Raw genomic sequence first — 22,784 nt, 5'->3', positions numbered from 1 at the left:
CGTGTACGTCGTTCGTGGACAGATTTAGTATCAACAAGTTGGAACGGCACTAGGGGGCCTGCACCCCCAGCCCGGCGCCCGCGGCCGCGCGGTCGTTGAGCGCGATCACTCCGGGCGGGCTCGCGCCCTCCAGGCGTGCCGCCGTTGCCGACGCGAGGAACTCCGCGGATGATCGGAAGTCACGGCGCCCCCCTGGACGCATCGCCAGCGCGGCTCTCGGCAGCGCCGATTCGGCTGCCTGGGACTTCGGGGTGACGGTCGGGGGCGGGGCCAGCCGGCCCACCTCCCGCGGCTCGACCCGGACCGCGCGGCCGGTGGTCGCTTCGACAGCGGAACGCGGGGGCTCGGAGCTCACGATCGGCGCCGGCGGGGGCACGTCGAGTGGCTGTGTGAAGACCAGCAGCGTCGCGATGACGGCGAGCGCGACCGCGGTCCCCGGCACCAGCAGCTCCCACGCCGGCGCCTCCGGCGCCGAGTCCACCACGTGAGGGGGAAAGCGAAGGTCCTCCCGCAGGCGGGTGGTGCACCGGCGGCAGATGCCCTCGCTGAAGACGATCCCCAGATCGCGCCACGAGGCGACGCCGTACACGAGGGGGTACCCGTGATACTTGCGATGCCAGGCGCAACGCCGGACCACCATCGCAGAGCGAGCGGAGCAAAACATGTGCCGCGATGCCAGCCATGCGTGGCCGGCATTTTCGGGGCGCCTCCGGGAGGCTCGGGTGTGAAGGCCGTTACCGGTGGCTGTCACCCCCGAGGACAGTCCTCAGCGACCCTCCGGCCGCGCGCAGGACGCGGGCGGCGGCCGGCGCGGACAGTCCCCGCCGCGCCATGACGATGGCCAGGCGCACGCGGTTGCTGGCGGCGTCGAGCGCACGAGCCGCCGCTGGGCGCGGCACACCCGCGACATCCTGAATGAGCCGCAGCGCGCGGGCGCGGAGCTTCCGCGAGCGCGGTTGCAGATCGACCATCCGGTTGCCGTAGACGCGACCCAGTCGGGCCATGGTCGCGGTGGTGAGCGTGTTGAGCACGAGCTTGGTGGCCGTCCCGGCCTTCAGCCGCGTGGATCCCGCCAGGACTTCTGGGCCCGGACGCAGTGCGATGAGCGCCGGGGCGGCCCCGCCGCGCCGGCGCGTCGGGTTACAGACGACGAGCGCGGTCGCCGCGCCCCGGCGCCGGGCCGCCGCCAGCGCCGCGCGCACGAACGGCGTCACCCCGCTCGCCGAGACACCCACGACCACGTCGGCCGGGCGCACGCGCGCGCCCACCGCCCGCGCGGCAGCCGTCACATCGTCCTCGGCGCCCTCCCGCGAGCGGAAGACCGAGGCGCGGCCGCCGGCCATGATCGCCTGCACGAGCCCGCGCGGGGTGCCGAAGGTCGGCGGGCACTCGGCGGCCTCCAGCACGCCCAGCCGGCCGCTGGTGCCGGCGCCTACGAAGAACAGACGGCCGCCCCGCCGGAGCGACGCGACGATGAGGTCCACGGCGCGCGCGATCGCCGGCAGTGCGCGCCCCACCGCCCACAGCGCCTGCCGGTCCTCGCGGTTCATGAGGCGGGCGATCGCCAGCGGGCTCATGCGGTCGAGCGCGCGACTCGCGCGATTGGCGCGCTCCGTCAGCAGCCGATCGTAGCGGGGGCGGGGCATGACGCTCGCATCGTACCCCGATTCGCCGCCCCGACGTGACGAACGCCGGCGCGCCGGCAGCGCCCCGTGGGCTACTATCGTGCGCGTGCCCCGCGTCGCATCCGGTCTCGACGTGCTCGTGCGCCGCCGCGCCGCGCTCCTGAGGGGCAAGCGCTTCGCGCTGCTGGCTCACCAGGCATCCGTCGATGGCCGGCTCGAGCACGCCGTCACGCTCCTGGCCGACCTGCCTCGTGCGCGCCTGGCCCGACTCTTCGCCCCCGAGCACGGGCTCTGGGGCGCGGCCCAGGACCACGCGAGAGTCGGAAGGTCCCGCGACCCCACGACCGGGCTGCCCGTCGAAAGCCTCTACGGCCTGCGTCGCGCGCCGACGCCCGCGATGCTGCGCGACCTTGACGTGCTGGTCGTGGACCTGCAGGACGTCGGCGCCCGGTACTACACCTTCGTGTGGACGATGGCCCTGACCATGCGGGCGTGCAGGCGGGCCGGGGTGCCGCTGATCGTGCTCGACCGGCCGAACCCGCTCGGCGGTGTCGCCGTCGAAGGCAACGTCCCCGACCCCGCCTTCGCCTCCTTCGTGGGCCTCTACCCCCTGCCGGCGCGCCACGGGATGACGATCGGCGAGCTGGCGGGCTACCTGAACTCCGAGCACGCGCTCGGCTGCGCGCTGACGGTGGTACCGATGAGCGGCTGGCGCCGGGGTATGGCGTGGGAGGACGCCGGGCTGCCGTGGGTGGCGCCGTCACCGAACATGCCGACGCTCGACACCACGCGCGTCTATCCGGGCGGCTGTCTCATCGAGGGCAGCAATCTCTCAGAGGGACGGGGCACGACGCGCCCGTTCGAGTGGGTGGGCGCGCCCTTTCTCGACGCTCATCGGTACGCCCGGCTCCTCAACGCCGAGCGCCTGCCCGGCGTTCTCTTCCGGCCCGCGCGCTTCGCCCCGACCTTTCACAAGTGGGCCGGGCGGCTGTGCGGCGGCGTGCAGGTGCACGTCACCGATCGCGATCGCTTCCGACCATTCGTCACCGGGCTGGCCCTGCTGGCCGCGGCGCGGCGTTTGGCGCCCCGCCGCTTCGCCTGGCGCCGGCCGCCCTATGAATTCGAGCGCCGGCGCCTGCCCATCGACATTCTCTGCGGCACCGACGTCATCCGTCGGGCGCTCGAGCGGGGCACCGCGCTCGGAGAAATCGAGCGCGGCTGGCGGAGACCGCTCGAGGGTTGGAGGCGAAGGCGCGTTCCGTACCTCCTCTACCCGTGACCGGCTTCGTCAGCCCGAGAACAGGCGCGCGAAGAAGTTCTTGACGCTGTGGCCGAAGGAAACGGCCCCGTCCTTGACGTGCTCCCAGGTGGTCTTGGCCTTCGGCTCGGCCGCCTTGCCGGCTTCCTTCAGCTTGTCCCCGGTGAACTTGGCGCCCTCGACGACGGTCTTGCCGATACCTTTGACCGTATCCTCGACACCCTGGCCGATCTTGCCGTCGCCGATCTTCTTGGCGCCGCTCTCCACCTGGTTGGTCGCCGCCTTCACCTTCGAGTCGTCGGCGGTCCAGCCGGGTAGCGCCCAGAGCATGGCCAAGCCCAGTGCCAGCGCCATGATGAACGTTCTCATCGCCAACCTCCCTGATAGGCCTGGAGTCCTTGCATTCATCTTACCAACGGCGGGCGATCGATCGACCCGGCGACATGGGCCCGCCCCGCAGAGACCTCGCGGGGCGGGCCGAGGGGAACGCTGCCGATTAGCCGGCGTAACCCTTCGAGCGCATACAGGTCGCGTAGGCATCACGGTAGCGCTGGTCGTTCTTCTTGCCCTCATTCAGCCCGTAGAGGGTGCCAGCCCCGGCGCCCACCACGCCGCCGATCGCTGCGCCCTTACCGGCGCCCTTGCCACCGTCGGCGATGGCGCCGCCGGCGGCCCCGACCGCCGCCCCGACCACCGCGCCGACCGCGGCGTCCTTCACGACCTCCATGGCCTTGTCACCCTGCCCCGCCTGCTGCGCCGCGTACTGGTTACACGCGTTGATCGCCGCCTGCGTCGGCATCGTGGACACGGGCGCCGTCGCGGCGCCCGGTCGTGACGCCGCCGGCGCGGCAGGTCGCGAGGCCGGAGCTGGGGGCGCGACCATCTTCGCGCCGGTGTCCGAGCCGCTCCAGTTCGCGACGACGAGACCGGTGATGAGCGCGGTCACCATCACCAGCGCCATCCCGATCGCCGTCATCTTCCACGGGTTCCAGTTGTTGTCTGCCATGTCGCTTCCTCCTTGAGGCTTCGTCCCCGTACCCTCGCCTATCGGCCCCGTCCGGCCCACCGCCATGACCGCTTCTCTATGCAATCTTCCCATCCGTCTGCGGGGCGTGCACCGCCTGTGCCAGACCCGGACCAAGCTGGAAATCTTATTCTTATGAATAGGTTACGCTCCACGCCCGACTCTCATGGGGGGCCGATCTGTCACCGGGCCGACAACTACGTGAACTTCTTACGGACGCCGCAGCGCGGCCAAAGAGCCGGCGTCCGTTAAAATCGCCACGTGAGCGACTTTGAAGACCTCGTCGGCGAGCGGTTGATGCTTGGCCTGCCAGGCGCTGTGCTCCGGGACGAAGACATCGCGCTCTTCCGCGACACGCGCGCGACGGGCCTGATCCTCTACCGGCGCAACTTCGAAAGCCCCGAGCAGCTGGCGAGGCTGATCACGCGACTCGAGACGTCACTCGGCCGCCGACTGCTCGTCGCCACGGACCACGAGGGGGGCCGCGTCATCATGCTCGGCCGCGGCGTGACGATCTTTCCGGACAATCTCGCCGTGGGCGCGGCGGGCGAGGAAGCGTTCGCATCCCGCCAGGGCCTCATCGAGGCGCGCGAGCTGCGCCGGCTCGGCGTGGACCTGAACCTGGCACCAGTGCTCGACGTCCTCACCGAGCGCTACAGTCCCAACATCGGCATCCGGTCATACGGCAAGGACCCGTCGATTGTCGCCCGCTACGGCGCCGCCCGGATCAGGGGGATGGCCCGGGGCGGCCTGTCGGCGTGCGCCAAGCATTTCCCCGGCAAGGGCCATTCCCCGCTCGACGCGCACCTGCGGCTGCCGCGGATCGACTCGACCTGGGACGAGATGCACGCCATCCATCTCGTGCCGTTCTTGGAGGCGATCGCGGCCGGCATCGACTGCGTGATGACGTCCCATCCCGTGTATCCCAACCTCGATCCCTCTGGCGTGCCCGCCACCTTCTCGCGCCTGATCGTCGAGGAGTACCTGCGCGGTCAGGTGGGCTTCCGTGGCGTCATCGTCTCGGACGATCTCGAGATGGGCGCGATCGCGGAGACATGCCCTATCGCCCAGGCGGCCGTTCGCGCCGCGGCGGCGGGTCACGACCTGCTCCTCGTGTGTCACACGGAGCGCGCGCAGCGCGCGGCGGCCCAGGCGCTGGTCGACGCCTACCGGTCGGGCGCGCGGCCCCTGCGCGAGCTGGAGGCCAGCGCGCAGCGGGTGCGGCGCCTGCGGGAGTCGCGCCCGGCCCGCTTCGAGGGCGGCCCGCCCGCCGCCGAGCCCGATGGGGCGCCGCTGGCCATGGCCATGGCGACGCGCGCGGTGACCGTCGTCGCTCCGGGCCGACCCGACTTCAAGCGGGGGCTCAACCGGCGCGTCGTGGTCATCTTCCCTCGCTTTTCGGACCTGGCCCCGCGCATCACCGTCGAGCCGGAGCTGACCGACGAGAAAGGCTATGTCGCGCGCGCGTTCGCCACCGCCGGCGTCAGCCCGGAGACCGCGCTGGTGGGCATCGAGCCGTCGCCGGCGGAGACCGCCGAGGCGGCCGAGCGGGCGGGCGGCGCCGACGCGACGGTGCTGTTCCTCTTCGACGCCCATCTCTACCCGTCCAACCGCGCGCTGCTCGACGCCGTCCAGGCCTGGGCGCGCACCCTGGCGGTCGTCCTCCTCCGCGATCCCTACGACGCCGCCCTCCTGGCGCCCGGCGTGCTGGGCCTCACCGCCTACGGCTTCCGCAAGTGCCAGCTCGACGCGGTGATCGCCCGCCTGGCCTACTGAACCGACGATCGCGACGGCGGGCAGCCCTCAGGCGGCGCCGATCACCCTCCGGTTGGCGTCGCGCAGCGCCGAAGCGTTCAACCTCGTGGGAATGACCTCACCCGAAGCGGTGTGAGGGTTCAGCTGAGCGTCCCGGCTCACCCCACACTCGACGACCTCGCGCAGGGCGGCGGTGAACTCGCGGGTCTCCTGGGGACTGATGAAGCGCGAGAGCGACTGCTCGATCAGCTCGTCGGGGCGGAAGCCCAGGAGCTGGGACGACGTCGTTGACCTGCAAGATTTTGCCGTGGAGGTCGGAGACGAACACGGGATCCGGGGCATTGGCGATGATCGTCGCGGCGTCAAGGTCCATTCTGGGCGCTCCCGCATCACCGCCCATTGCCAAGCTCCTCGGCCTGGCCACGTCTCATCGTGGCCCGGGTCTCCGCCGCGGCTTCATCCGCCGCGGCTCCCGGTCGTCGGATGAACCGAAGCGCCCCACACTGACACCCAGGCTGAGGCCTGGCACCTCCAACAGGAGCCGGAACAGCGCCGAGCGGGGGGGAGCGGAGGCCCGTGGGGCGCGGGGCCTGGGTCCCGAAGGCGAAACCTTCCCCCGCCCGCCCTCCGGGCGGAGGCCGTCGTACTGCCGGCGCTTTTCGGGGTCCGACAGGACAGCGTACGCCTCCTGGATCTCCAGAAAGCGTGCCGGCGAGCGCCGGGTCCGGGCGACGTCCGGGTGGTACTGCAGCGCGAGCCGGCGATAGGCCCGCTTGATGGCCGCCTGATCGGCGTGGCGGTCCACACCAAGGATCTTGTAGTAGTCCCTGCTGGAGCCCAACATTCCTCCGTCGCCTTGTGCCTCGCGTCGGCCGTGAGCGGCCAGCAGGCCTCCTCGGCGCGGGCTCTGCGAGCCCCGCGCCGATCACTCAGTTGCGCTGTTTGTTATCTTCGGAGGACTTCTCTCGTTTTTACCTCAAGACCGGGTCGTTGGAAAGCGTCTGCGCCTTGTCCTCACTCAGATCTCGTCTGCACGGGCACCGGCGGGCGGCGCCCCAGCATCACGCAATTCCGAGGCCCGTGACACGGGCCCCTCCCCATCACTTCTTCGCCAGCGGCGACAGCGCCACGGCCACCAGCATGGTCCCCGCGGTGCCCAGGATGACCAGCCACGACCACGCGAAGACGAGGATCTTCGTTTCCGACAGGACCAGCAAGGCCAGGTTCACCAGAGCCATCACGATCATGGCCGCCACGTTGGCCCGGTCATTCACCCGGCGGGGCCAGAGGAGCCCCAGCAGGAACACGCCCAGCAGCGAGCCGAAGGTGACGCCCGCAATCTTGAAGGCGAGCCAGAGGATCTGGTCGAACCGCGAGAATGCGTGGGCGAGCAGACCGAGGACTAGGCCGAATCCGACCACGCTGACCCGAGAGACGAAGAGGTAGTGGCGCTCGGGGCGCCCGCGGGCCAGGAGGGGCCGGTAGATGTCGGTGACGAACGACGCGGCCAGCGAACCCAGCGGCGAGTCGATCGAGGCCAGCACGATCGCGCTCAAGACGAGCCCACGCAGCACCGCCGGCATCGTCTGCTGGACGAAGTGCGGGAGGATCTCGTCGGGTCGGGAGACGGGGAGCGCCGGATGCTGGGCATAGAAGGTATAGAGGGTCGCGCCCAGGCCGAGGTAGATGGCCAGCGTCAGGAGCGTCCCCAGCGGGGTCAGCGCCAGGGTCCTCTGGCTCTCCCGGCGTGTCTCGACCGTGAGCAGGCGCTGCATCAAGTCGTGATCGGTCCCGAAGGCCGCCATCGAGCCGACGAACCCGTTGAGGACGGCGACCCAGACGATGTTGGGCTCGCTGAAGACGCGGGGCCAGAAGTCGGACGCGCCGGGGGCCGGCCCCCAGTTGACCACGTTCAGGCGGCCGGCGCGGCCGGCCACGGTGAGGACGGCCGCTGGCCCGCCGTCGACGAGCGAGATGGCGTAGCCGAGGGCCACGGCCCCGGCCGTGAGGAACACGACGGCCTGCAGGACGTTGGCCCAGACGACCGCTTTCACCCCGCCGGCGCCGATGTAGAGGATGCACACCGCGATGAACACGGCGATGGTCGGCCCCAGCGGCCACCCCAGGAGAATGGACACGGCCAGCGCGGCCGCCATCAGGCGCACGCCCGAGCCCAGCAGGCGCGTGACGAAGAAGAAGATGGAGGCGGTCACCTGGCTGGCGCGCCCGAAGCGGTGATGCAGGAACTCGTAGATCGTGGTCACGTCGTGCCGGTAGAAGGCGGGGATGAACAGGTAGGCGACGGCGAACTTGGCCAGGGTGGCGCCGACGAAGAACTGCACGTACTCCCAATTTTCGCTGTAGGCGGTGGCTGGCACGGAGATGATGGTGACCGCGCTGATCTCGGTGGCCAGGAACGACAAACAGGCCGCCCACCAGGGGACGCGGCGGCGGGCCAGGAAGAAGTCGACCGTGTCGCGCTGCTGCCGGGTGAAGCCGACCCCAATGGCCAGGAGGAGCGCGAGGGAGACGGCCAGGACCGCGTAATCGGGCCAGGTGAGACCGGAGGGCGTGCCGGGCACGCCCCATCATACTCTGCGGGTTAGCTCGCTTTACGGTCCACGACGGTCCGGATTTCGATCCGCTTCTTGCGCAGCCGGTCCATCAGGTCGTCCCACGACGACGACTGGATGATCCGGTTGAACTCGCTGCGGTAGGTCGAGACGAAGCTCACGCCGTCGATGAGGACGTCGTACACCTTCCACCGGCCGCCCGTGCGGTGCAGGCGATAGTCGAGGGCGGTCTCGGTGCGCCGCTTGCTGACGACGCGGGAGCGGACGGTGGCGTAGTCGCCGTCCACGAGCTCGCCCGTGTACACGATCTTCTCGCCCGAGTACGACTCGATCTTGCCCACGTAGGAGCGCTCGAGGAGGTCGGTGAAGAGCGAGATGAACTCGGCCTGCTCCTGACTGGACCGCGCGGCCCAGTGGCGCGACAGCGCGCGCCGCGACACTTCGTCGAAGTCGAAGAGATCCGTGGCGATGCGCCGGATCTCGAGCCGCGCCTTCTCGGGGCTCGGCCGCGCGGACTGCGGCGTCGGCTGCGTGTCTTCGATCGTCTGGAGCACGCGCATGACGGCCGACTGCACGACGTCGCGCGGCGTCATTGTCGGCGCCGCCGCGGCGACCGCCATCAAGAGCCAAGCCGCCAATGTCTTGCCCATCGCCCGCACCCCTTTCGGCGGAACTGTCAGCATCTACCATGCCATCCAGGACATCCCCCTTAACCACGTGATTTCGGGAGACTCCGGCTGGTGTGACTGACAGACAATACAGGACAGGGAGTCACGCCATGTCCGCGAATCGACACAGAGGACCCGACCGGCTCCCCCTCGGAGTCGGGGCTGACGTCGGTGGAACGTGGATTCGACTGCTGGCGCTCCGAGGTGGTCGTCGCGCCGCCCGTGTTGCGGTGCCGGCCACTGGCCTGCGCGAACTGGAGAAATTTTTTCCTACCGTCTGGAAGTCCCGCGGCTGGACTCGTCGCGACGTCGCCACGCTCGTCGTCGCCTCCCGCGGCGTCTGGACGGCGCGCGAGCGCCGCGCGCTGGTGCACCGCCTCCAGGGCATGGCGCGGCGGGTCGTCGTGCTCTCGGACGCTCAGGCGGCGCTGCTGGGAGCGCTGGGAACGCGGCCGGGCGTGCTGGTCCTGTCCGGTACGGGCTCGATCGTGGTCGGACGGGACGCGAGGGGACGATGGGAGCGGGCGGGTGGACTCGGCCCGTTATTCGGTGACGAAGGATCGGCCTTCTGGCTCGGGCGGGAGTGGCTGCGGGCCACGAGCCGGGGCGAGGACTTCACGCCGATACGCCGGCTCGTGCACGCTCGGAACCCCGTGGCACGAATCGCTACGCTCGCTCCCGCGGTGGTCCGGCGGGCCCGGCGCGGCCACCGCCGGGCGCGGGCCATCGTCACGGCCGGCCAGGCCCATCTGGCCGCGCTCGCGGCGGACGTCGCGCGGCGCCTCCGGCTTCCGCCGCCGGTCGCGATCAGCTGGGCCGGGAGCGTGCTGAGGGACAAGTGGTTCCGCGCGGGCCTCAGACGGGCGGTCGCGCGGGCCGGCGTGCGCGCGCGCTGGGTCGCGCCCGCCGCGGAGCCCGTCGTCGCCGCGGCGCGACTGGCTGGACGATTGGCGCCTCCCGCCGCCACACCGACTAGAATAAAGCTGCGATGACGCCGCGAGAGATGGAGAGCCTCGCTCCCCGCCCTCCTCACGCTCAAGACGATCGTCGACGAGGTGGGATGTGCCTGGCGTGGGCGGAGAACCCGTGGGGCGACGGGCGCGAGCGACCTTGAAGCGACGACTGGTCGTGACCGTGTGTCCGATTGAGCCCGGGGCCGTGACGCTGCCGCTCCGGCGGGGCGGCCGGCCCGTACGGATGGACGCCCGGGCGATCGCGCGTCATCTCCAGGCCCTCGTCGCCGACCGCAAGCTCGCGGACTGCGTACGCGTGCGGGAGGGCTGCGCCGGTGGCTGCACGGGGACGGGGCCCAACGTCGGTGTGACGATTCACCCCGCCCCCCGGCCGGGCGAGCGCACGGACCACGTGGCGATCGGCTGGAAGACCTACGTCTACTCGCTCGGCGCCCTGGACTGTCTGGCCGCGGTCATCGACGAAAACCTGGTCTCGCGCTAGCCAGTCGGAGGGGGCCTCGACGGCCCCCTCCGAGGCCTCCCCCTGAAAGGATTACGCAGGCGCTGCTTTCGAGCGCCGGCTCCGCCGGCGCAACCGAATCCTAGGGGGGAGGTATCGGAAGGGGGGCGAAGCCCCCCTCCGAGGAAACTAGAGCCACCCGGCGCGCTTGAAGCGGTAGTAGAGGAACCCGCAGGCGCCGACCATCACCGCCATCACCACCGGGTAGCCCCACGGCCACTCCAGCTCGGGCATCATTTTGAAGTTCATCCCGTAGATCCCGGCGACCATCGTCGGCACCGCGATAATGGCCGCCCACCCGGTCAGCCGCTTCATCGCTTCGTTCTGGGAGACGGAGATGAGCGAGAGGTTCGCCTCCAGCGCCGTCGTCAGCAGCTCGCGCAGCATGTCCACCATCTCGTTGATGCGGATAACGTGGTCGTAGATGTCGCGGAAGTACGGCCGGGTGTCCTCAGGGATCAGGTCCGCGTCGTAGCGCGTGAGCCGGTTGCAGACGTCCACCAGCGGGGAGACGGCCCGCTTGAGCTCCAGCAGGTCGCGCTTGAGCTGGTAGATGCGCGTGGTCGTCTCGCGGCTGAACGCCTCGCCGAAGATCTCGCCCTCCAGCCCCTCCAGCTCGTCCTCCAGCCCATCGACGATGGGGAAGTACTGGTCGACGATGAAGTCCATCAGGGCGTAAAGCACGAACCCCGATCCCTGGCTGAGCAGCGCCGGCGTCGACTCGCAGCGCGCGCGCACCTCGGCGTAGGAGAGCGAGGAGCCGTGGCGGACGGAGACGACGTAGCGCGGCCCCACGAAGATGTGGGTCTCGCCGAACTCGATGCGCTTCGCGGCGGCGTTCATGCGGGCGGTGCGCATGACCACGAAGAGCGAGTCGTCGTAGCGCTCGAGCTTGGGCCGCTGGTGGGCGCGCAGCGCATCCTCGACGGCGAGGTCGTGGAGCCCGAACTCCGCCTGCACCTGCTTGAGCAGGGCCTCCTCCGGCTCGTGCAGCCCGATCCATACGAAGCGGTCATCCCGCTTGAGGGCCTCGCTGATGCCCTCGATCTTGAGGTCGGCGACGCGCCGGCCCTCGGCGTAGGCAGCGCAGTTGACCACTCCACTCATAGGTCGGAGGGGGCGCCTTCACAGGCGCGCCCACAGGGCGCGACGGCCCCCTCCGAGGCCTCCCCCAGCACAGGTTGCGCCTGCGAAGCCGGCGCTCGAGAAAGCGCGTTCGACTGTCGAGTTGACACAGGATGTCTCATGGCCGCCCCTCCTGCCCTAGAGAGTACCGCCGCCGCCGCAAGAGCACGTACGTGATGGGGCCGGTCAGCGCCGCCATGACGCCAGCCGCCGTGTTGAGCCACCCGGCCGTGGCCATGGCCCCCAGGGCGAAGAGCGCGGGGACGATCGCCACCGCCAGCGCCCCGGCCCGACCACCCGGCACCCGCCACGGGCGCGCCATCGCCGGTTCGGCCACGCGCAGCCGGACGAACGCCGCCAGTTCCACGAGCAGGCTCAGCGAGTAGAGCCAGACGTTGAGGACGATCAGCTCCTTGAACGAAAAGACGGTGAAGGCGGCGTAGAACGCGGCCGAGAGCACCACGGCCACCCACGGCGTGCCGAACCGCGGGTGGACGGCCGCCAGGGAGGCCGGCATCAGGCCGTCCCGTGCCAGCACGTAGGGCAGGCGCGAGTTGGTCAGGAGCAGCGACATGAAGAGTCCCGCCGTGCTGACGACCGCGCCGGCGCCTACCGCGTGGCCCAGCCATTCGCCGCCTACCGCGCGCGCGATCTTGGGCAGCTCGCCGGTCGTCCACGTCGTCCAGTCGGCGCCGCTGGCGAGCGCCGCCGTCATCGGCAGGAGATAGCCGGCGGCGATCACGGGCAGGACCATGAACAGCGCGGTCCGGAACGCGCGCTCCGGCGCGCGCGTCTCGCCGAGGCAGGTCGAGGGCGTGTCCCACCCCGAGTAGTTCCACATGACCACGGCCAGTCCCAGACCCAGGCTCGGCCCCAGCGTGCCGCCCTCGCCCAGGAACGGTGTCCACGGCCACTGGCGCGCGGAGGCGAGCCCGGCTACGACGAGCGCGGCGACCGGCAGGAGCGCGGTCACGGCCAGGGCGACGGCGGCCCGGCCGACCGGACGCACTCCGAGCACGTTCAGCGCCGTCAGGGCGACGATGAAGGAGAGGGCCAGCAGCCAGCGCTCCAGCGAGGTCATCGCCGGATACCAGAACTTCGCGTACTCGACGAAGAGCGCGGGGTAGACGGCGACGTCCACGAAGCTGTCCACCCAGGACCACCACCCGACCTGGAAGCCCCAGAAGGTCCCGAAGGCCCTGGTGGTCCAGGTCACGTAGCCGCCCTCGTCGGGCATCGCCGAGGCCAGCTCGGACATGGCCAGCGAGACCGGGAGGCTCCAGAGCAGCGGCGTGAGGAGCAGCAGGAGGAGGGTCAGGCCGGGTCCGAACGACGGCACCATGTCCTCGACGCCATAGGGGCCGCCGCTGACGTTGAAGAAGACGACGGCGGCGAGGGGGAGCAGCCCGAGGTCGCGCCGAAGCCCGGCCGTCACTTCCCCGGGGCGGCCGCGATCAGCGCGGGCAGTTCCTTCACCCACTCCTCGATCGGACGCACGGCGTCGACGGTGATCTCGAGCTTGTCGTTGGGCAGCCGTCTCACGCGTCCCGGCGAGGCCGGGCCGAGCGGGATGACCAGTTTCTCCCGGTGGATGCCGAGCGCGTCGGTGACGGCAAAGATGGCGTCGATCTCTTTCATCGTGACCACTTCGAGCATGGGCACTCCTGCCTTGGAGCCCGTCAGGCGCTCACGTCGACTTCGGCCGCGCACTTCGCGATCTGCCGCCAGGTCTCGTCGTCCACGGGAATGCCGTGCGCGCGGCGCTCGCGCTCGATACGAGCCTCCGGCTCGCCGGGGATCAGGATCTCCCTGGCGCCGGCAGCGAGCGGCGCCGAGCGCGTAAAGCCAAAGAGAGCCTCCACCTGGGCGTGGAGGTCCGCTAGAGGCAGGAAACGGCTCGGGTCGAGGCAGATCATGAGCGTGCCGTTCTGGACGGGGCCAGGCGTCGGCCGCGCGGCCCCGGTGCCCGAGAGGATCCCACCCAGGATCTCGATCGCCAGCGAGAGCCCGTAGCCCTTGTGCTCGCCCGCGGTCAGCAGGGAGCCCGGGGGGTCGGCGTAGAACTCGCGGGGATCGGTCGAGGGCTGCCCGGCGCCGTTCAGCATGATCCCGGGCGCGACCGGCTCGTCCCGGTTGAACTTCACCTTCAGCTTGCCCTCGGCGATGACGCTGCTCGCGAAGTCGAGAGACATGGCGACGCTGCCGTTCGGCCCGGGGATGGCGATGGCATGGGGGTTGGTCCCCAGCCGTCGCCCGGCGCCGCCCCAGGGCGCCACGTTGAGCGCCATGGGCGCGTTCACCCAGAGCATGCCGATCAGCCCCTGGCTGGCGGCCATCTCCGCGTAGTCGGCCAGGCGCCCGATGTGATTGGTGCGCTTGAGCGTCACCGCCGATAGCCCCTGGGCCCTGGCCTTCGCGACCGCCAGCGCGATCCCCCGCCGGGCGACGACCTGCCCGAAGCCCTGATCGCCGTCGATCAGGGCGATCGTCGGTGTCTCCGATTGCACGGTGATGTGCGGCTCGGGGTTGACCTCGCCCGCCTTCATCGCGCGTACGTAATGGGGGATGCGGATGACCCCGTGCGAGTCGTGGCCCCGGAGGTTCGCGCGGACGAGCAGCGTTGCGATCCACGCCGCGTCGCCGGGAGGCACGCCGCGGGCTACGAAGATGTCGCGCGTTACCTGCTCGAGCTTGGCGGGGTCGACCGTCGGCATCCGGGGCTCCGGCTAGCTCTGTCGGAGGGGGCGGACGTTACGAGGCCTCACGGCCCCCTCCGAACCACCCCAAAGGTATTGCACCGACGGAGCCGGCGCCCGAGACGGCAAGCAGTGGCCGCAGTGAGCTCGTGCCATGGCCGACAGACTCCTAGGTGACCTTGACCACGCGGCCCCCCGTCATCTTGACCAGGTCGGCGGGGACCAGCCGGAAGAGCGCGTTCGGCGTGCCGGCCGCGGCCCAGATCTCGGAGTGTCTCATGAGGTCCTGATCGATGAAGGTCTCGAGCGGCTTGGCGTGACCGAGGGGAGGCACCCCGCCGATGGCGAAGCCGGTGTGCTCGCGCACGAGGGCGGCCTTGGCCTTCTCGAGCGTTTCCTTGAGCAGCGCGCCGATCCGCCACTCGTTCACCTGGTTCGCGCCGCTGGCGATCACCAGAATCGGCCGGCCGCTCGGCGCCGCCCTGAAGACGAGAGACTTGGCGATCTGACCGATCTGGCAACCCACGAGCTGGGCGGCCTCGGCGGCCGTGCGCGTGGGTCGCGGCGCCTCGACGACCTGGTACGTGAAGCCCAGCGCGGTCAGCGCCTCCTGCACCTTCTGGGCGCTCGGGCTCAGCGGCTCCGACACGATTGCTACACTATGCGAGCCGATGGCGAAAATCGAGTCCGAAAAGCCCCGCCTCGGAATCTCGGCGTGCCTGCTGGGCGAGCGCGTGCGCTCCGGCGCGCTCCTGATGAAGGCCCTGGCGGTCCGCGCCACCCCCGCCCGCCACGCCAGCGCCCTCCGGCACGCGGCGGGCTCTCTCGAGCCAGCGCTGGGGGCCGACGAGCGGCCGAGCTGGGCGAGGTCATCGACGCCTACCGCCGCGGCGCCCGCCCGCTGGGCGTGCCGCTGATGCTCATCGGGCACCACGTCCGACGGGGCGGCGTCGCGCGTCTCGCCGACCAGGCCTACCTCGACCCGCACCCCGAGGAGCGGAGGCTCCGGCACCGCGCGTAGCGCGGTCCACCGACATCGCTCATCCCCTCGCCGTCAGCCCCCGGGCGCTCGGCTCAGCAGGGCGCGCTCGGCGGCGCTCTCGCCCGACCTCACGCAGTCGGCGATGCCCACGCCCCCGTAGGCCGCCCCGGCCAGCGCGAGGCCGGGCGCCGTCTCGAGCCGGCGCTCGACCGCCTCGACGCTCCTGCGGTGGCCCACACCGTACTGCGGCATCGCGAAGGGATGGCGTGCCACCCGGGCGAGCACCGGCTCGGCGGCGACGCCGAGCGCCGCGCTCAGCTCCTCCCTGGCCCGCTGGATGAGATCCCCGTCATCCCGCTCCAGCACCGCGGCGTTCAGGGCGCCGCCGAGGAAGCAGCGCAGGAGCGCCCCGCCCTCCGGCGCGCGCCCCGGGTACTTGACGCTCGCGAAGGTGCAGGCCAGCAGCTGCCGGCCCTCCACGCGCGGCACCACGAAGCCGAAGCCGTCAAGCGGATGGGGGATGTCGGCGCGTCGATAGCCGAGCGACACCGTCGCCGAGGAGGCGTACGGAATCACCTGGAGCATCGTCGCCAGCGGCGGATCGACGTACCGGAGCAGCCGAGCGGCCGCGTGGGCCTCGGTGGCGACGACCACGCGATCGGCTTCGAGCGCGCCGCCGGCCGCGAGATCGACCCGCCAGCGACCGTCGCCACGCTCGATCCCACCCACGCGGTGCTTGAGATGCGCGGCTCCCGGCGGCAAGCGTGCGGCGAGCGCCTCCACCAGCTCACCCATCCCGCTGGCAAAGGTGACGAAGAGGCTGAAGCGCGCTCCGCTCGTCCCCTCCGCTGTCTCGGGCGCGCGGCGGCGCGCGCGCCAGAGGGCGAGGATCACGCTCCGTTCCCGGCGCTCCAGCTCGAGGAAGCGCGGCATGGTGGCGGCGAGACTCAGCTCGTCCGGATCGGCCGTGTAAATGCCCGCCACCAGCGGCTGGGCGACGCGCTCGAGCGCCTCCCGTCCGAGCCGCCGCCGCACGAACGATCCCAGGCTCTCGTCGTCGCCCGGGATCCCGCGCGGCAGCAGCAGATCGAGCGCCATGCGCAGCTTGCCCGGCCAGGAGAAGAGGCCGGAGGTGATGAAGGGGCCGAAGCGGGCCGGGGCCAGGAGCTGGAAGCCCTCGGGTAGCGGATGCAGGCGCCCGCGGAACCACACGAACGTCTTCCTGAACCGATCGTCCGTTGGGACGAGCCGATCCACCACCCCCAGGCGCCGGCAGAGCGCCAGCGCCCACGGCTTCTCGGACAGGAACGAATCGGGGCCGGCCTCGATCAGGAAGCCGCCGGTCCGTTCGGTCTCGATCGTCCCTCCGAGCCGATCGCGCGCCTCGAGCAGCGTGAGGTCGAGCTCGATGCCGCGTTCCCGCGCGATCTCCACCGCACGGTGGGCGCAGGCCAGTCCGGTGATGCCGCCTCCGACGACCACCATCCTCATCGCCGCCCTCGCCGACGCGAGGGGCCGGCGTCGCCGGTGGACGGCGAGCGCGGGCCGGGCGGGCCGGAGGCGCCCTCCGAGACCCGTGTCTCAGGGGGTCGAGGGAAGCTGGCGCTGGGGGAAGGCGCCGGTCCCGGTGTGGATTGCGTGGTCGAGGAGGGCGCTCCGGCCCGGCTGGCCCCCGCCGCGTCGGGGTCACCGGCGACGTGGGAGCGCACGAGATCGGCGAGGGCCGCGATGAAGTCGGGGTGGTCGTTCACGGCGGCCGCGCGGTGGAGCGCGAGCCCCGCCGCGGCGGCGGTCGCGCGCGCTTCGACATCGAGATCGTAGAGCACCTCGACGTGATCGCACACGAAGCCGAGGGGGACGACGACGACGTGCCGCGCGCCCTGCCGCCCGAGCGCCTTCAGGACATCGTTGACGTCGGGCTCCAGCCACCGGTCGCGCGGGCTCCCGCTCCGGCTCTGGTAGGCGAGGGACCAGCGCCCGTGGCCGAGCGCCGCCGCGACGGCGCCGGCGGCTGCCGCAAAGTCGGCCGCGTACGGCGACGCCTCGGCCATCGGCACCGGAACGCTGTGGGCGGTGAAGACGAGCGGCGTCGCCGCGCGCTCGCCGGTCGGCACCTCGTCCAGCGCGCGCCGGCAGCGATCGGCGGCGGCGGCGACGAACCGCGGGTGCTCGAACCAGGCCGGCGCGAAGACGACCTCCGGCGCGGCGGGCGTCCGGGCGCGAGCCTCGGCGACGTCCCGCATGTAGCGCTCCCACGACGCCTCCGTGCGGAGCGGTGACAGGATGAGGCCCAGCGCCCGCCGGGCCCCCTGGCCGGCCATCTCGGCCAGCGTCTCGTGCAGGTACGGGTGCCAGTTGCGCATGCCGACGAAGACCGGAAGCGCGGAGCCGTCAGCGGCGAGCGTCTCGGCGAGAGCGCGGGCCTGGCGGACCGTCAGCTCGTTGAGCGGCGAGCGGCCACCGGGCATCCGCTCGTAGTGATGCGCCACCTCCTCCAGTCGCGCCGGCGGGATGGCGCGGCCGCGCGCCACGTTCTGGAGGAACGGCCGAATCTCGTCGGGCGCCGTGGGCCCACCGAAGGCGATCAGCAGCACCGCCTGGATCATCGACGGTCGGAGAGCTCGTGGACGATGTCGACGAGCGCCTTCACGTGCTCGACGGGCGTGTCAGGGAGCACGCCGTGGCCGAGGTTGAAGATGTGGCCCGGCCGCCCCCCGGCCCGGGCCAGGACCTCCTTGGCCCGCTCCCTTATATAGGACGGCTTGGCCAGCAACACGGCGGGATCGAGATTGCCCTGGATCGCGATGTCGTGCCCGACCGTGGCCCAGGCGGCGTCGAGGTCCACGCGCCAGTCGAGGCCGATGACGTCGCCTCCCGCCTCGCGCATGAGCGGGAGCAATGCGGCGGTGCCGGTGCCGAAGTGGATGACGGGGGCGCCCGGCGTCAGCGCCTTGAGCAGCGATCGCACGTGCGGCAGCACGAACGCGCGGTAGTCGGCGGGGCTCAGCACGCCCACCCAGGAGTCGAAGAGCTGGACGGCCTGGGCGCCCGCCGCGATCTGCCCGTTCAGATAGCGCGCGGTCGCCTCGGCGAGCAGCTCCATCAGGCGGTGCCAGGCCTCCCCCTCCTCGTACATGAGACGCTTCGTGTGCAGGTAGTCGCGCGACGGCCCTCCCTCCACCAGGTACGAGGCGACGGTGAACGGCGCGCCCGCGAAGCCGATGAGGGGCACGCGGCCGCCCAGCGCGCGAACGACGTTCCGCACCGTCTCGAAGACGAACGGCACCCCGCTCGCCACGTCGATGGGCTCGAGGCGGCCCACGTCCGCCTCCCGCCGGATGGGGCGCGGGATGACCGGCCCCTCGCCTCTGGAGAACTCCAGGCCGACGCCGAGCGGCTCCACGATCAGCAAGATGTCAGCGAAGAGGATCGCCGCGTCGACCCCGAGGCGCTCGACGGGCTGCAGCGTCACCTCCGCCGCCGCCTCCGGGTTGCGGCACAGCTCGAGGAAGCCATACCGCGCCCGCATCGCACGGTACTCCGGCAGATAACGCCCGGCCTGACGCATGAGCCACACCGGCGTGTAGGGAGTCGGTTCGCGGCGCGCCGCGCGGAGGAAGGAAACATCCGTGGCCGGCACGCCTGAGAGCGTACCGGGCACCCCCCTTGGAATCAAGCGCGCCGGGGGTTTATGATCGGGACCCCATGCCACTGGTCTCCGGCAAGCAGGCGTTCCTCGAGATCCTCGCCGAAGAAGGCGTCACCGTCATGTTCGGCAACCCGGGGACGACCGAGCTGCCGCTGATGGACGGGCTGGCCCGCGAGCCGCGGATCCGCTACGTGCTGGCGCTGCAGGAGGCCGTGGCCATCGCGATGGCCGACGGCTACGCCCAGGCCAGCGGCGGGCTGGCCGCGGTGAACGTGCACATCGCGCCGGGTCTCGGCAACGCGATGGGGATGCTGTACAACGCGCGCAAGTCGGGCGCGCCCATGCTGCTGACCGCCGGCCAGCACGACCAGTCCTTCACGGCCACGGAGCCGATCCTCTGGGCCGAGCTGCCGCCGGTCGCCGAGCCCTTCGTCAAGTGGTCCACCGAGGTGCGCCGCCTGGAGGACCTGCCCCGGATCGTCCGGCGCGCCACCAAAACCGCGCTGGCCCACCCGACGAGCCCGGTCTTCCTGTCACTGCCGGTCGACGTCCTCAACGCCGAGCGCGACGTCGATCTCCTGGCCCCCACGCGGGTGGCGCCGCGCATCGTCGGCGATCGCCAGGCCATCGATCGGGCCGCCGCGCTGCTGGCGAAAGCCGAGCGGCCCCTGCTGGTCGCCGGCGACGCCGTGGCCCACGGCGACGCGCTCGGCGAGATCGTGGAGCTGGCCGAGCTGGTGGGCTGTCCGGTCGTCAGCGAGTGCGTGTCTTCCACCTGCAGCTTCCCGTTCACGCATCCACAGTACGCCGGCCCCATGCCGCGCCTGGCCCCCCCGATCCGGGCGCTGCTGATGCGTCACGATCTCCTCTTCTCCGTGGGCGGCGACCTCTTCACGCTCTCGCTGCCTGACGACGTCGATCCGATGCCGCCCGGCCTCAACATCGTGCACCTGGACGTGAACCCCTGGGAGCTGGGCAAGAACTATCCCGCCGCCGTCGCCATCCACGGCGAGCCCAAGGCGACGCTGCCCGAGCTCGGCGAGGCGCTACGCCGCCACACGACGAAGCACGGGCATCCCCAGGCGCCGAAGCGGCGGGAGGCGGCGCGGGCGGCTCACGAGAGGATGCGCGCGGAGCTGACCGAGCGCGCGCAGCGGGAGGCCCAGCAGATTCCGATGTCGTCGCTGAGCCTGGTCCACGCGATCGCCGCCAGCGTCCCCGACGACGTCACCATCATCGACGAGTCGATCTCGTCCGCCCACGGCCTGCGCCAGCTCCTCCGCTGCGCCGACCCCAAGAGTTTCTTCGGCCTCCGGGGCGGCGGGATCGGCTGGGGGCTCCCGGCGGCGCTCGGCGTCAAGCTGGCGCTGCCCCGGCGCCCGGTGGTCGCGCTGGTCGGCGACGGCAGCGCGATGTACACGAGCCAGGCGCTGTGGACGGCCGCCCGGGAAGGGCTCGGCGTCGTCTACGTCATCTTCAACAACGCGTCGTACCGGATCCTCAAGCAGCGCACGCTCGCCCTCAAGGGCTTCTCGGCCGAGGACGACCGCTATGTGGGCATGGACCTCGACCGGCCACCCATCGACTGGGTCGGCCTGGCACGCTCGCTGGGGGTGCCCGGCGAGCACGTCGAGAAGGCCGGCGAGGTGCCGGCGGCGCTGACGCGGGGCCTTCGCAGCGGGGGCCCGTACCTGATCGACGTCCGCATCGATCCCTCGTTCACGTAGCCTGCTGAGAGGCTGATGCCCGGACGACTCGCGGGTAAGGTTGCCATCGTGACCGGGGCCGGCTCCCGCGGTCCCGGTCTCGGCAACGGCAAGGCGGCAGCCATCCTCTTCGCGCGCGAAGGCGCGCGCGTGCTCTGCGTGGATCAGGCCAAGGAGCGCGCCGAGGAGACGGTGGGGCTGATCCGAGCCGAGCGCGGCGAAGCCGAGCCGTTCGCCGCCGACGTCACCCGCGCCGACGACTGCCGGGCGATGGTCCAGGCCGCCGTCGAGCGCTGGGGCGGCCTCGACATCCTCCACAACAACGTCGGCATCGAGTCGCGCAAGGACCTCCTGGAGACGACGGAAGAGGAGTGGGACCGCGTGATGACCGTCGATCTCAAGTCCATGCTGCTGGCCACCCAGGCGGCCGTGCCCGCGCTGGTCGCCGGGGGCGCCGGCAGCATCATCTGCGTGTCGTCGGTGGCGGCGCTGCGCGGTCACGGGCGCACGGCGTACGCCGCCGCCAAGGCCGGCGTAATCGGCTTCGTGCGGAGCGTCGCCGTGCAGCTCGGGCCTCGGGGAATCCGCGTCAACGCCATCGCGCCCGGCCGCGTGTGGACGCCGATGGTGGAGAGCCTCGGCCCCGAGGCGCGTGAGCGACGCCGGCAGTCCTCCCCCCTCGGCACCGAGGGCGCGGGCTGGGACGTGGGCTGGGGCGCCGTCTACCTGGCCAGCGACGAGGCGCGCTGGGTCACGGGCCAGACGCTCGTCATCGACGCCGGACTCACGCTCACCACTCGCTGAGGAGCCGAGCGATGGCGATGACCGTCGGGATCCACGTGGGCCACATGGGGGGGCCGCTGGCCGAGATGCGACGGCTCTGGAAGTTCGCCGACGACGGCGGCTTCGACTGGTTCTCCGTGTCGGATCACTTCCAGGAGTCCCCGCCTCAGGGCGGCGACCTCGACTGCTTCGAGTCCATCGCGATCATGACGGCGGCCGCGCTGGAGACGAAGCGCGTGCGCATCGGCTCGCTGGTCTACTGCAACCTGTACCGCAACCCGGGGGTGTTGGCCTCCGCCCTGACCTCCATCGACCACCTCTCCAATGGCCGCGTGGAGTGCGGCATCGGCGCCGGCTGGCACGAGCTCGAGGCCCGCGCCTTCGGCATCCCCTTTCCCTCCATCGGCGTGCGCGAGGACATGCTGGAGGAGTTCGCCCAGGCCCTCCGCCAGCTCTTCGACCCCGCGGTCACGCGCGCGAACTTCACCGGCAAGCACTTCCAGCTCCACAACGCGCCCAACAATCCCAAGCCGCTCCAGCCGAAGCTCCCGATCTGGATCGGCGGCGGCGGCGAGAAGCGCACGTTGCGCGCCGCCGCCCGCTACGGCGACGGCTGGAACGCGCCCTATCTCGGCCCCGACCAGTGGAAGAGGAAGAGCCAGGTGCTCGACCAGTGGTGCGAGAAGGAGGGGCGGGACCCGAAGACTATCTTGAAGTCCGCCAATGTCGGCTTCTACATGGGCGCCGACGCCAAGGGCGCGGCGCGGGGCGAGGCGCTCTTCCAAAGGCACTTCGGGAAGGACCCGCAGGGCCGCACCGGTTTCGTGCGCGGCACGCCCAAGCAGGCGATGGAGCTGGCCGCCGCCTACCGCGATGCCGGGGCCGCGCGCATGAACATCGCCTTCCGCCAGGGGCCGTACGACTGGGAGGCGCTGCAGGCCTTCGTGGAAGAGGTGCTGGTCCCGACGCGATCTACACCTTGACCTCGTAGCCCAGGTCCACCTCGGTGGCCATCTGGCCCCCCCGGATGCCCCAGTTCTCCATGGGCGGCTCCAGCAGGATGATCTTGGAGTCGGCGGGCGGGACGCCGAGCCCGCCCAGGTTCTTCACGAGCGCCTGGTAGAGCCGCCGCTTCGCGTCGAGCGAGCGGCCGCGGAACATCTGGTGGAGGAACAGCACCTTGTCCCACTCCGGGATCTTCAGCGCCTCCCTCATGGCCCTGTGAATGGCTTCCAGCAGCGCCTGCTTCTCAGCGGCAGATCGCGCTTCAGGGGGGCCCACGAGGCGTGGCGCCTCGGCGCGGTAGCGGCCGTCGCGCCACCCCGCGAGCGCGATCCATCGCTTGCTGGGGCTCGATCCCCAGTCGGCATGAGCGACGAGTGTCGGCGGCCGCACCGCGCCCAGGATACACGCGACCGCCCGGTCTTGCGCGAGGCGGAGCCGCGGTCTACCGTAGAGCCCTCAAAG

25 protein-coding genes and 1 pseudogene are annotated in these 22,784 nt (G+C 71.4%); 9 read left to right on the top strand and 17 right to left on the bottom strand.

Annotated elements, in window-relative coordinates; translation table 11 throughout:
- Positions 1 to 49: 49 nt before the first annotated feature.
- Together VGV13_17235 and murQ are read right to left on the bottom strand one after the other, a co-directional pair.
- Positions 50 to 640 carry a hypothetical protein gene (locus tag VGV13_17235; protein ID HEV8642835.1) on the bottom strand — a complete coding sequence of 197 codons (591 nt, stop codon included), beginning with the start codon at positions 638 to 640 and terminating at the stop codon, positions 50 to 52.
- 94 nt (positions 641 to 734) lie between these two features.
- Positions 735 to 1,646: an N-acetylmuramic acid 6-phosphate etherase gene (murQ, locus tag VGV13_17230; GenBank protein ID HEV8642834.1), complete on the bottom strand. Its 912-nt coding sequence runs from the start codon at positions 1,644 to 1,646 to the stop codon at positions 735 to 737.
- A gap of 85 nt (positions 1,647 to 1,731) precedes the next feature.
- Between murQ and VGV13_17225 the strand changes: the two genes are divergently transcribed.
- The gene (locus tag VGV13_17225; protein ID HEV8642833.1) at positions 1,732 to 2,904 is read left to right on the top strand and encodes a DUF1343 domain-containing protein; all 1,173 of its coding nucleotides are present in this window, start codon (positions 1,732 to 1,734) and stop codon (positions 2,902 to 2,904) included.
- 9 nt (positions 2,905 to 2,913) lie between these two features.
- Here the strand turns inward: VGV13_17225 and VGV13_17220 are convergent, their stop codons facing one another.
- Together VGV13_17220 and VGV13_17215 are read right to left on the bottom strand one after the other, a co-directional pair.
- Positions 2,914 to 3,252, bottom strand: coding sequence for a hypothetical protein (locus VGV13_17220; GenBank protein ID HEV8642832.1), 339 nt, complete (start codon positions 3,250 to 3,252; stop codon positions 2,914 to 2,916).
- Positions 3,253 to 3,379: 127 nt separating this feature from the next.
- Positions 3,380 to 3,889 carry a hypothetical protein gene (locus VGV13_17215; protein ID HEV8642831.1) on the bottom strand — a complete coding sequence of 170 codons (510 nt, stop codon included), beginning with the start codon at positions 3,887 to 3,889 and terminating at the stop codon, positions 3,380 to 3,382.
- A 279-nt stretch (positions 3,890 to 4,168) separates the two neighbouring features.
- Between VGV13_17215 and nagZ the strand changes: the two genes are divergently transcribed.
- The gene (nagZ, locus tag VGV13_17210) at positions 4,169 to 5,683 is read left to right on the top strand and encodes a beta-N-acetylhexosaminidase (GenBank protein HEV8642830.1); all 1,515 of its coding nucleotides are present in this window, start codon (positions 4,169 to 4,171) and stop codon (positions 5,681 to 5,683) included.
- A 27-nt stretch (positions 5,684 to 5,710) separates the two neighbouring features.
- Here nagZ and VGV13_17205 read toward each other — a convergent pair whose 3' ends face one another.
- The 4 genes and pseudogenes from VGV13_17205 to VGV13_17190 form a co-directional block, all read right to left on the bottom strand.
- The gene (locus VGV13_17205) at positions 5,711 to 6,004 is read right to left on the bottom strand and encodes a PAS domain-containing protein (GenBank protein HEV8642829.1); all 294 of its coding nucleotides are present in this window, start codon (positions 6,002 to 6,004) and stop codon (positions 5,711 to 5,713) included.
- Positions 6,005 to 6,302: 298 nt separating this feature from the next.
- Positions 6,303 to 6,503, bottom strand: a pseudogene (locus tag VGV13_17200) (DnaJ domain-containing protein).
- Between the two features lie 259 nt (positions 6,504 to 6,762).
- Positions 6,763 to 8,244, bottom strand: a complete 1,482-nt coding sequence (locus VGV13_17195) for a sodium/solute symporter (GenBank protein HEV8642828.1) — start codon at positions 8,242 to 8,244, stop codon at positions 6,763 to 6,765.
- A 20-nt stretch (positions 8,245 to 8,264) separates the two neighbouring features.
- Complete coding sequence (locus VGV13_17190) at positions 8,265 to 8,918, bottom strand: ABC transporter substrate-binding protein (GenBank protein ID HEV8642827.1); 654 nt, start codon at positions 8,916 to 8,918, stop codon at positions 8,265 to 8,267.
- A gap of 215 nt (positions 8,919 to 9,133) precedes the next feature.
- Between VGV13_17190 and VGV13_17185 the strand changes: the two genes are divergently transcribed.
- Positions 9,134 to 9,895: a BadF/BadG/BcrA/BcrD ATPase family protein gene (locus VGV13_17185; protein HEV8642826.1), complete on the top strand. Its 762-nt coding sequence runs from the start codon at positions 9,134 to 9,136 to the stop codon at positions 9,893 to 9,895.
- Between the two features lie 118 nt (positions 9,896 to 10,013).
- The gene (locus tag VGV13_17180) at positions 10,014 to 10,358 is read left to right on the top strand and encodes a hypothetical protein (GenBank protein HEV8642825.1); all 345 of its coding nucleotides are present in this window, start codon (positions 10,014 to 10,016) and stop codon (positions 10,356 to 10,358) included.
- Positions 10,359 to 10,505: 147 nt separating this feature from the next.
- On the opposite strand, the gene corA is transcribed toward VGV13_17180, so the two are convergent.
- From corA to VGV13_17155, 5 genes are all read right to left on the bottom strand, one after another.
- The gene (corA, locus tag VGV13_17175; GenBank protein HEV8642824.1) at positions 10,506 to 11,483 is read right to left on the bottom strand and encodes a magnesium/cobalt transporter CorA; all 978 of its coding nucleotides are present in this window, start codon (positions 11,481 to 11,483) and stop codon (positions 10,506 to 10,508) included.
- A 136-nt stretch (positions 11,484 to 11,619) separates the two neighbouring features.
- Positions 11,620 to 12,936, bottom strand: a complete 1,317-nt coding sequence (locus VGV13_17170; protein HEV8642823.1) for an APC family permease — start codon at positions 12,934 to 12,936, stop codon at positions 11,620 to 11,622.
- The gene (locus VGV13_17165) at positions 12,933 to 13,157 is read right to left on the bottom strand and encodes a hypothetical protein (GenBank protein HEV8642822.1); all 225 of its coding nucleotides are present in this window, start codon (positions 13,155 to 13,157) and stop codon (positions 12,933 to 12,935) included. Before VGV13_17165 ends, VGV13_17170 begins: the two co-directional genes overlap by 4 nt.
- A gap of 23 nt (positions 13,158 to 13,180) precedes the next feature.
- The gene (locus VGV13_17160; protein HEV8642821.1) at positions 13,181 to 14,215 is read right to left on the bottom strand and encodes an Ldh family oxidoreductase; all 1,035 of its coding nucleotides are present in this window, start codon (positions 14,213 to 14,215) and stop codon (positions 13,181 to 13,183) included.
- Between the two features lie 151 nt (positions 14,216 to 14,366).
- A complete protein-coding gene (locus tag VGV13_17155; protein ID HEV8642820.1) occupies positions 14,367 to 14,846 on the bottom strand; it encodes a YbaK/EbsC family protein in 480 nt (159 codons plus the stop codon).
- A gap of 22 nt (positions 14,847 to 14,868) precedes the next feature.
- On the opposite strand from VGV13_17155, the gene VGV13_17150 reads away from it, so the two are divergent.
- Both VGV13_17150 and VGV13_17145 read left to right on the top strand, forming a co-directional pair.
- Entirely contained in the window at positions 14,869 to 15,114 is a 246-nt protein-coding gene (locus VGV13_17150; protein ID HEV8642819.1) for a hypothetical protein, read from the top strand.
- Positions 15,105 to 15,218, top strand: a complete 114-nt coding sequence (locus VGV13_17145; protein ID HEV8642818.1) for a hypothetical protein — start codon at positions 15,105 to 15,107, stop codon at positions 15,216 to 15,218. The genes VGV13_17150 and VGV13_17145 overlap by 10 nt, the downstream gene beginning before the upstream one ends.
- Before the next feature lie 33 nt (positions 15,219 to 15,251).
- Here VGV13_17145 and hemG read toward each other — a convergent pair whose 3' ends face one another.
- The 3 genes from hemG to hemE are packed head-to-tail and all read right to left on the bottom strand — an operon-like array spanning position 15,252 to position 18,819.
- Complete coding sequence (hemG, locus tag VGV13_17140; protein ID HEV8642817.1) at positions 15,252 to 16,670, bottom strand: protoporphyrinogen oxidase; 1,419 nt, start codon at positions 16,668 to 16,670, stop codon at positions 15,252 to 15,254.
- Positions 16,667 to 17,785, bottom strand: coding sequence for a ferrochelatase (gene hemH, locus VGV13_17135; protein HEV8642816.1), 1,119 nt, complete (start codon positions 17,783 to 17,785; stop codon positions 16,667 to 16,669). Before hemH ends, hemG begins: the two co-directional genes overlap by 4 nt.
- Positions 17,782 to 18,819: a uroporphyrinogen decarboxylase gene (gene hemE, locus VGV13_17130; protein ID HEV8642815.1), complete on the bottom strand. Its 1,038-nt coding sequence runs from the start codon at positions 18,817 to 18,819 to the stop codon at positions 17,782 to 17,784. The genes hemH and hemE overlap by 4 nt, the downstream gene beginning before the upstream one ends.
- A 65-nt stretch (positions 18,820 to 18,884) precedes the next feature.
- Here hemE and VGV13_17125 point away from each other — a divergent pair, with 65 nt between their 5' ends.
- Genes VGV13_17125 through VGV13_17115 form a run of 3 tightly spaced genes read left to right on the top strand, consistent with a single transcriptional unit; the run spans position 18,885 to position 22,300 of the window.
- Positions 18,885 to 20,555: a thiamine pyrophosphate-binding protein gene (locus tag VGV13_17125; protein HEV8642814.1), complete on the top strand. Its 1,671-nt coding sequence runs from the start codon at positions 18,885 to 18,887 to the stop codon at positions 20,553 to 20,555.
- A 15-nt stretch (positions 20,556 to 20,570) separates the two neighbouring features.
- Complete coding sequence (locus VGV13_17120; protein HEV8642813.1) at positions 20,571 to 21,338, top strand: SDR family NAD(P)-dependent oxidoreductase; 768 nt, start codon at positions 20,571 to 20,573, stop codon at positions 21,336 to 21,338.
- An 11-nt stretch (positions 21,339 to 21,349) separates the two neighbouring features.
- The gene (locus VGV13_17115) at positions 21,350 to 22,300 is read left to right on the top strand and encodes an LLM class flavin-dependent oxidoreductase (GenBank protein ID HEV8642812.1); all 951 of its coding nucleotides are present in this window, start codon (positions 21,350 to 21,352) and stop codon (positions 22,298 to 22,300) included.
- On the opposite strand, the gene VGV13_17110 is transcribed toward VGV13_17115, so the two are convergent.
- A complete protein-coding gene (locus tag VGV13_17110; GenBank protein ID HEV8642811.1) occupies positions 22,290 to 22,532 on the bottom strand; it encodes a tautomerase family protein in 243 nt (80 codons plus the stop codon). The two genes, VGV13_17115 and VGV13_17110, sit on opposite strands and share 11 nt — an antisense overlap.
- Between the last annotated feature and the right edge of the window lie 252 nt (positions 22,533 to 22,784).

This window comes from Candidatus Methylomirabilota bacterium (assembly GCA_036001065.1).
Classification (GTDB): Bacteria; Methylomirabilota; Methylomirabilia; order Rokubacteriales; family CSP1-6; genus MNEF01.
Note: the sequence above shows the minus strand (reverse complement) of the source record. Positions and strands in the feature narration are given on the sequence as shown.